Source organism: Kitasatospora sp. NPDC059803, from assembly GCF_042732255.1.
Lineage (GTDB): Bacteria > Actinomycetota > Actinomycetes > Streptomycetales > Streptomycetaceae > Kitasatospora.
The window spans coordinates 1-6,773 of the sequence record NZ_JBHWIJ010000390.1 but is presented as its reverse complement, the minus strand read 5'-3'; the positions used below and the strand labels follow the sequence as shown (position 1 = coordinate 6,773).

The window sequence follows — 6,773 nt, the reverse complement described above, 5'->3', positions numbered from 1 at the left end:
CCGCCGCCGGCCCCCCGCGCGCCCCGCCCCCCCCCCCCCCCCGCGCCCCCCCCGGGCGGGGCGCCCCCCGAACCGCCGGGGCCCCCCCCCCCCCCCCCCCGCCGCGGCCCCCCGCCCCCGGGACCACCACCCACTCGTGAGACGGACCACCACCACCCACTCGTGAGGGAGCAACAGCCGTGACCAGTGGGCAGGACGCCGAGAACGGGCCGACCGCGAGGGGGGGCCGGGCCCGTCCGGCGCAACCGGTAATCCCACGTCCACGGCCTCCCGTCAGCTGGTTCTCCGGCACCGAGTCTGCCCGCCTCGTCTCGCGGCACGCCAGTGATCCCGCCATGTCCGGATCGTGAAGTTCTCACACTCCCGCCCGGTGGGATCCCGGGTTGCCGGGTCGGCCGTTCCAGGAGACGAACTTGTTCGTTACGAACATGTTCGTTACCGTGGAGGAGCGGGCGGCGAACCCACGCCGACCGACACGGCCCGACACCGACCCAAGGAGTGGCCATGACCGTCCAGCACGTTCCCGTCGCCGTCATCGGAGCCGGGCTCGGGGGCCTCGTGCTCACCCGGGTCCTGCACGTCCACGGCATCCGGGCCGCCGTCTTCGACCTGGAGCCCTCGCCCGAGGCCCGCACCCAGGGCGGCCTGCTCGACATCCACGACGACTCCGGCCAGCAGGCCCTGCACTACGCCGGGCTGCACGACCGGTTCCTGGCCCTGGTCCACGCGGGCGGCGAGGCCCTGCGGGTGGTGGGGCCGGACGGCGCCGTCCGGCTGGAGCAGGAGGACGACGGCACCGGCGGCCGCCCCGAGGTCGACCGGGGCCGCCTGCGCGACCTGCTGCTGGACTCCCTGCCCGCCGGCACCGTGCGCTGGGGCCGGAAGGTGGTCCGCGCCCACCCGCTGGGCGACGGCCGCCACCAGGTCTCCTTCGCCGACGGCACGGCCGTCACCACGGACCTGCTGGTCGGGGCGGACGGCGCATGGTCCCGGATCCGGCCGCTGCTGTCCGACGCCCGGCCCGCCTACACCGGGGTCTCCTTCGTCGAGGCCGACCTGCACGACGCGGACAGCCGGCACCCCGAGGCGGCCGCCCTGGTCGGCGGCGGGTTCTTCCTCTCCGTGGCCGAGGGTCGCGGCTTCCTCGCCCACCGCGAGGGCGACGGCAGCATCCACGTCTACACCGCCGTCCGGGCCGGCGAGGACTGGCTGGACGGCATCGACACCACCGCCCCCGACACCGCCAAGGCGACCGTGCTGGCCGGCTTCGACGGCTGGGCCGACGGCCTGCGGGCCCTGCTCGCCGACGCCGACGGCGGCCTCGTCCCGCGCCGGATCCACGCCCTGCCCGTCGGCCACCGCTGGGACCGCACCCCCGGCGTCACCCTGCTCGGCGACGCCGCCCACCTGATGTCCCCGTTCGCCGGCGAGGGCGCCAACCTCGCCATGCTCGACGGCGCCGAACTCGGCAAGGCCCTCGCCCACCACCCCGGCGACCCCGAGGCCGCCCTGACCACCTACGAGCGCGCCCTCTTCCCGCGCAGCGAGGCCTCGGCCGCCGCCTCCGCCGCCGGCCTGGAGCTGATGTTCGGCCCCGACGGCCTCCAGGGCCTGCTCGACCAGTTCACCACCCCGGACCAGCCCGCCCCGGACCAGCCCGCCCCGGCGGGCACACCCTCGGCGAACTAGTTCGTCACGAACACGGTCGCTAGGCTGGCCGGCATGACGAGCCCCCCCTCCCGACCCCGCAGCCGCCGCGAGCGGCCGGCGAAGCCCGCGCTGAGCCACGAGGCGATCGTCGCCGCCGCCGTACGGGTGTTGGAGGCGGAGGGCCTGCCACGGGTGACCATGCGGCGGCTGGCCCAGGAGCTGGACACCGGGCCGGCCTCGCTGTACGTGTATGTGGCCAACGCCGCGGAACTGCACGCCGCGATCCTGGAGGAGTTCCTCGGGGAGGTGGACCTGAGCCCCGTGACGGCGGCCGGGGACTGGCGCGAGCGGTTGGCCGCCGTCCTCAACTCCTGCACCGGGGTGCTGTTCCGGCACCCTGCGCTCGCCCACGCCGCACTGGTGGCGAGGCCGTCCGGGCCGCACTACCTGGCCCTGGTGGAGGCGGTCCTGGCACTGCTGCACGAGGGCGGGGTACCGGACGGGCAGGCGGCCTGGGGCGTGGACGTGCTGCTCCAGGTGGCCACCGCCACCGCCGCCGAGCAGTCCGCCCGGCAGGGCGAGCAGGCGGAGCGGGAACACGGCGCGCTCACCGACGCGCTCCGCGCGGCGCCCGCCGCCACCTACCCGAGGATCGCCGCACTCGGGGACGACCTGGTGTCCGGGGCGCCGGAGGACCGGCTGTCCTGGATGTTCCGGGTGGTCGTCAACGGCACGCGCACAACGCCCCGACCCGCCTGAGCCCAGGCGCCGAGCGCAGGCCGGTCCGGGCTCAGGCGCCCGCCGCGGCCGCCTCGGCGAGGGCGTCCAGGACCGGGCGGATCAGCGGGTGCCCGTCGGCGCCCGCCCGGACGGCGGCGAAGACCCGGCGGGTGGCGAGCTCGCTGTCCACCGGCCGGACGGCGATCCGGCCGAGGTCGACGCCGCGCAACGCCGAGCGCGGCACGAGGGCGACGCCGGCGCCCGCCGAGGCGAGGGCGACGACGGCCCGGAAGTCGTCGGAGGAGTGCACCAGGCGCGGCTGGAAGCCGGCGTGCTCGCAGGCCAGCAGGACGACGTCGTGGCAGGGGTTGCCCGGGTAGGGGCCGATCCACCGCTCGTCGGCCAGGGCCGCGACGGCGAGCGGACCGCCGTCGGCGGCCAGCGGGTGGCCGAGCGGCAGCACCGCCTCGAACGGCTCGGCGTACAGCGGGACGCGGGTGAGCCGGGCGTCGTCGGCGCGCGGGGCGCCCCGGTACTCGACGGCCACCGCGAGGTCGGCCCGGCCGTCGAGGACCATCGGCAGGCTGGCGTCGCCCTCCGCGTCCAGCACCTTGAGCCGCACCCCGGGCGCCTGCGCGGCCAGCAGCCCGATCGCCGGGGCGAGGACGAGCGCGATGCCGGTGGCGAAGGAGGCGACGGTGACCTCGCCGGAGACGCCCGCGCTGTAGGCGGCGAGGTCGGCCTCGGCGCGCTCCAGCTGGGCGAGCACGGCGTCGGCGTGGCCGAGCAGGATCTCCCCGGCGGCGGTCAGCCGCACCCCGCGGCCCTCGCGGGCGAGCAGGTGGTGGCCGGTCTCCTGTTCCAGGGCGGCCAGCTGCTGGGAGACGGCGGAAGGGGTCAGGTAGAGGGCGGCCGCCGCGGCGGTCACGGTGCGGTGGTCCGCCACGGCCCGCAGGGTCCGCAGCCGTCGGGCGTCGATCACGGACCAATTCTGCCAGCGTGCCGGGGCGGTCCGGACCGGGCCCGGAGTCGGGGCGGGATTCGGGCCGGGGTTCGGGCCGGGGCCGCGTAAGGGGCGGTACGACCGGTGGCGTATTTCCGGACGAGATCGCTTCGCCCGGTTGACCACCCGGCCCGGGCGACGATTGGCTCTTCCCCAGCCGGGCCACGGGGGTGACGAGGGCCCGGCGCCGTCATCAGGGGAGGATGTCCATGACCACCGCACGAACCCGCCGTTGGCTGGCCCGTACCGCCGGCGTCCTGGTGGCCGCCGCCGTGGCCGGGGCCGCGATGCCCGCCGCCGAGGCCCGGCCGCTCAAGGGCGACACCTCCCGGGTGAGCGAGGGGCCCAAGGGCGAGCAGCTCGACGGCACCTCGTCCGCACTCGGGCTGAGCGCCGACGGCCGCTCCGCGCTGTTCAGCTCGACCGCGACCAACCTGCTGCCCGGGGCCGGCACCCCGAACTCGGACGAGGTCTACGTGCGGGACCTGCGCAACGGACACGTCGAGCGGGTCAGCGTCGCCGCCGACGGCTCCAAGCTGGACGCCGCCACCAACCAGGCCGCGATCAGCGGCGACGGCCGGTACGTGGCGTTCAGCACCGCCGCCACCAATGTGCTGCCCGGCCAGCCGAAGCACGGCAGCGACGTCTTCGTCCACGACCGCTGGACCGGCCGCACCGAGCTGATCACCGCCGCCGGCCCGGCGAGCACCGACGACCAGAGCATCCGCACCGCCGACAGCCCCACCCTCAGCTGGGACGGCCGCTTCGTCGCCTACGCCTCCAGCCGCACCGACCTCGCCCCGGGCGTGAAACGCGGTAAGAACAACATCTACGTCACCGACCGCTGGACGCACACCACCCGGCTGGTCACCTCCGGCACGGAGGGCGAGGGCGCCGACAACAACTCCTTCAGTCCGACGATCAGTGCGGACGGCTCGACGGTCGGCTTCGGCTCCCGGGCCGGAAACCTGCTCCCGGGCACTCCGGCCCCGACCCCGACCCCGACCACCGACCCGACGCCGGGCGCCGGGGCACCCCAGCTGGCCGGGCCCAAGTTCTACCCGTACTACGTATGGAAGGCCGGCACCGGCAAGATCGCCGGCGCCAGCCTGGACGACACCGGGGCCCTGAGCGACGGCGGCCGCGACGGCCGGGTCAGCCCGGACGGCCGCTACGCGATCTACAGCCTCCCGGTCTTCATCGGCGGGGCCCCCGCCCCGGCCCACGGCATCCGGATGGACGTGTACGTCCACGAGCTGGCCACCGGCAAGATCACCAAGGTCAACACCGACCTGCCGGGCACCACCGCCAAGTGGTCCTCGTCCGGTGGCGTCATGACGCTCGACGACCGCTGGGTCTACTTCGACTCCGCCGCCGAGAACCTCGTCCCCGACGACACCAACTCGGCCAGCGACGTGTTCCGCCGCGACCTGTGGACCGGGCGGATCGAGCGGGTCAGCCTCACCCGGAGCGGCGGGCAGAGCACCGCCTCCTCCTACGGCCCGTACGTGGACGCCACCGGCGACACGGTGATCTTCGACGCCTCGGACGGCGACCTGGTGCCGGGTGACACCAACACCTTCCTGGACGTCTTCCTGCGCCGCCTGTGACGTCCTGACTCCCCTGCCGCATACGTCCGTTGACGTATTTTCGGCCGAGATCACCCGTGGGCGTTGACCACCGGCCCTCCCGACGATTGGCTCTCCCGAAAGCCCGTCGCCGGGAGGGAGCCCGGCCGGGCGACCCCCGGGGAGGCAGACGTCATGACACGCAGCACCCGTACCACCCGCAACCGGTGGCTGGCCGGCGGCGGCAGCATTCTCGCGGCCACCGCCGTACTCGCCGTGACCGCCGCACCCGCCCAGGCCGACCGGGCGCCGCGCGGCACCGTCCAGGTCAGCGTCGGGGTGAACGGCGCCGCGCCGGACAACCAGTCGTGGAGCCAGGCGATCAGCGCCAACGGCCGCTACGCCCTGTTCACCTCCTGGGCCACGAACCTGGTGTCCCAGCCCGCGAAGAGCGCCCGCGACGCCTACGTCCGCGACCTGAGGACCGGCCGCACCGAGCGGATCAACCTGGCCGCCGACGGCAGCGCGCTGAACGGTTTCACCGACAACGTCGCGATCAACGCCGACGGCCGTTACGTCGCCTTCGACAGCGACGCCGAGAACGTGGTGCCCGGCATGCAGGTCCAGGGGCGCGACGAGGTGTACGTCCGCGACCGGAAGACCGGCCGCACCGAGCTGATCAGCGGCGGACTCACCGGCACCGACACCGACAAGTTCCACGCCTCCTACGCGCCCTCGATCAGCGCGAACGGCCGCTACGTGGTCTTCGGCTCCAGTCGGAAGGACCTCGTCCCCGACCTCCAGGGCGGCGACCCCTCGCTGGCCAGGCCCTACACCTGGGACTACAACATCTACGTCACCGACCGCTGGACGGGGAAGACCAGGCTGGTGACCCGCGGCGTGGACGGCAAGCCGGGCGACGGCATGTCCCTCAACCCGACGATCAGCGCGGACGGCCGCACCATCGGCTTCACCTCCATGGCCGACAACCTGCTGCCCGCCGACCAGACCCCCGCCCCGGCCGGCGGGGGCGCAGCCGCCCCCGCCGACGTGGAGCTGGCCCCGGGCGTCGCCCCGGCCCTGCCCCACAGCGCCCAGAAGGGCCTGGCCCCGAACCTGGCCCGGCCGGTGACCGCCCCCTACTACACCTACGACGTGGAGTCCGGCCGGATCTCCGCCGCCAGCCTCGACCTCGACGGCAAGCTCGGCGCCCCGAGCTTCGGCGCGACGATCAGCCCCGACGGGCGGCGCGCGATCTACGCCCTGCCCGAGCCCGGCGGGTCGACCGGCGGCCACCGGTTCCACACCGTGCTGTACGTCCGGGACCTCGGGAAGGGCACCGTGACGAAGATCAGCGGCGGCTTGCCCGGCACCACCTCGGTCGGCTCCTCCGACCACGCCCGGATCACCGCCGACAACCGCTGGGTCTACTTCGCCTCCGCCGCCGACAACCTGGTGGCGGGCCCGCAGCACCCGGGCTGGGACGTCTACCGGCACGACCTGCGCACCGGCCGCACCGAGCGGGTCGCCACCGCTGCGGACGGCTCGCTCGGCAACGGCACCTCGGCCGATCCGGTCGTGGACGCCCGCGGCCGCACGGTGGTGTTCAGCTCGACCAGCGGCAACCTGCTCACCGGCACCGGCGGCCCGGCGAGCACCGACTCCCAGGTCTTCGCCCGCGCCACCGCGCACCACGGCCACGGCGACGTCCAGGGCGACGACCAGGACCAGGACCAAAGCCAGGACCAGGACCAGGACAGCGACGACTGACCGTCAACCACCGCTCGCACCGTGAACCGCGTACGGGGGCGGGACGTCGGCCGGGCCGGCGT

The 6,773-nt window shown here is 75.1% G+C and carries 5 protein-coding genes; 4 read left to right on the top strand and 1 reads right to left on the bottom strand.

All coding sequences use genetic code 11. The annotated features are described in order from the left end of the window. Positions 1 to 504: 504 nt before the first annotated feature. Together ACFV6I_RS36250 and ACFV6I_RS36245 are read left to right on the top strand one after the other, a co-directional pair. Positions 505 to 1,689, top strand: a complete 1,185-nt coding sequence (locus ACFV6I_RS36250; RefSeq protein WP_380430221.1) for an FAD-dependent oxidoreductase — start codon at positions 505 to 507, stop codon at positions 1,687 to 1,689. A 33-nt stretch (positions 1,690 to 1,722) separates the two neighbouring features. Beyond that, positions 1,723 to 2,409, top strand: coding sequence for a TetR/AcrR family transcriptional regulator (locus tag ACFV6I_RS36245; protein ID WP_380430218.1), 687 nt, complete (start codon positions 1,723 to 1,725; stop codon positions 2,407 to 2,409). Positions 2,410 to 2,440: 31 nt separating this feature from the next. Here the strand turns inward: ACFV6I_RS36245 and ACFV6I_RS36240 are convergent, their stop codons facing one another. Continuing rightward, positions 2,441 to 3,352, bottom strand: a complete 912-nt coding sequence (locus ACFV6I_RS36240) for a LysR family transcriptional regulator (RefSeq protein ID WP_063346233.1) — start codon at positions 3,350 to 3,352, stop codon at positions 2,441 to 2,443. Between the two features lie 230 nt (positions 3,353 to 3,582). On the opposite strand from ACFV6I_RS36240, the gene ACFV6I_RS36235 reads away from it, so the two are divergent. Then, positions 3,583 to 4,983 (top strand): TolB family protein, encoded by a 1,401-nt coding sequence (locus ACFV6I_RS36235; RefSeq protein ID WP_380430215.1) that lies wholly within the window; start codon positions 3,583 to 3,585, stop codon positions 4,981 to 4,983. Between the two features lie 153 nt (positions 4,984 to 5,136). Further along, the gene (locus tag ACFV6I_RS36230) at positions 5,137 to 6,711 is read left to right on the top strand and encodes a TolB family protein (RefSeq protein WP_380430213.1); all 1,575 of its coding nucleotides are present in this window, start codon (positions 5,137 to 5,139) and stop codon (positions 6,709 to 6,711) included. Positions 6,712 to 6,773 lie beyond the last annotated feature (62 nt).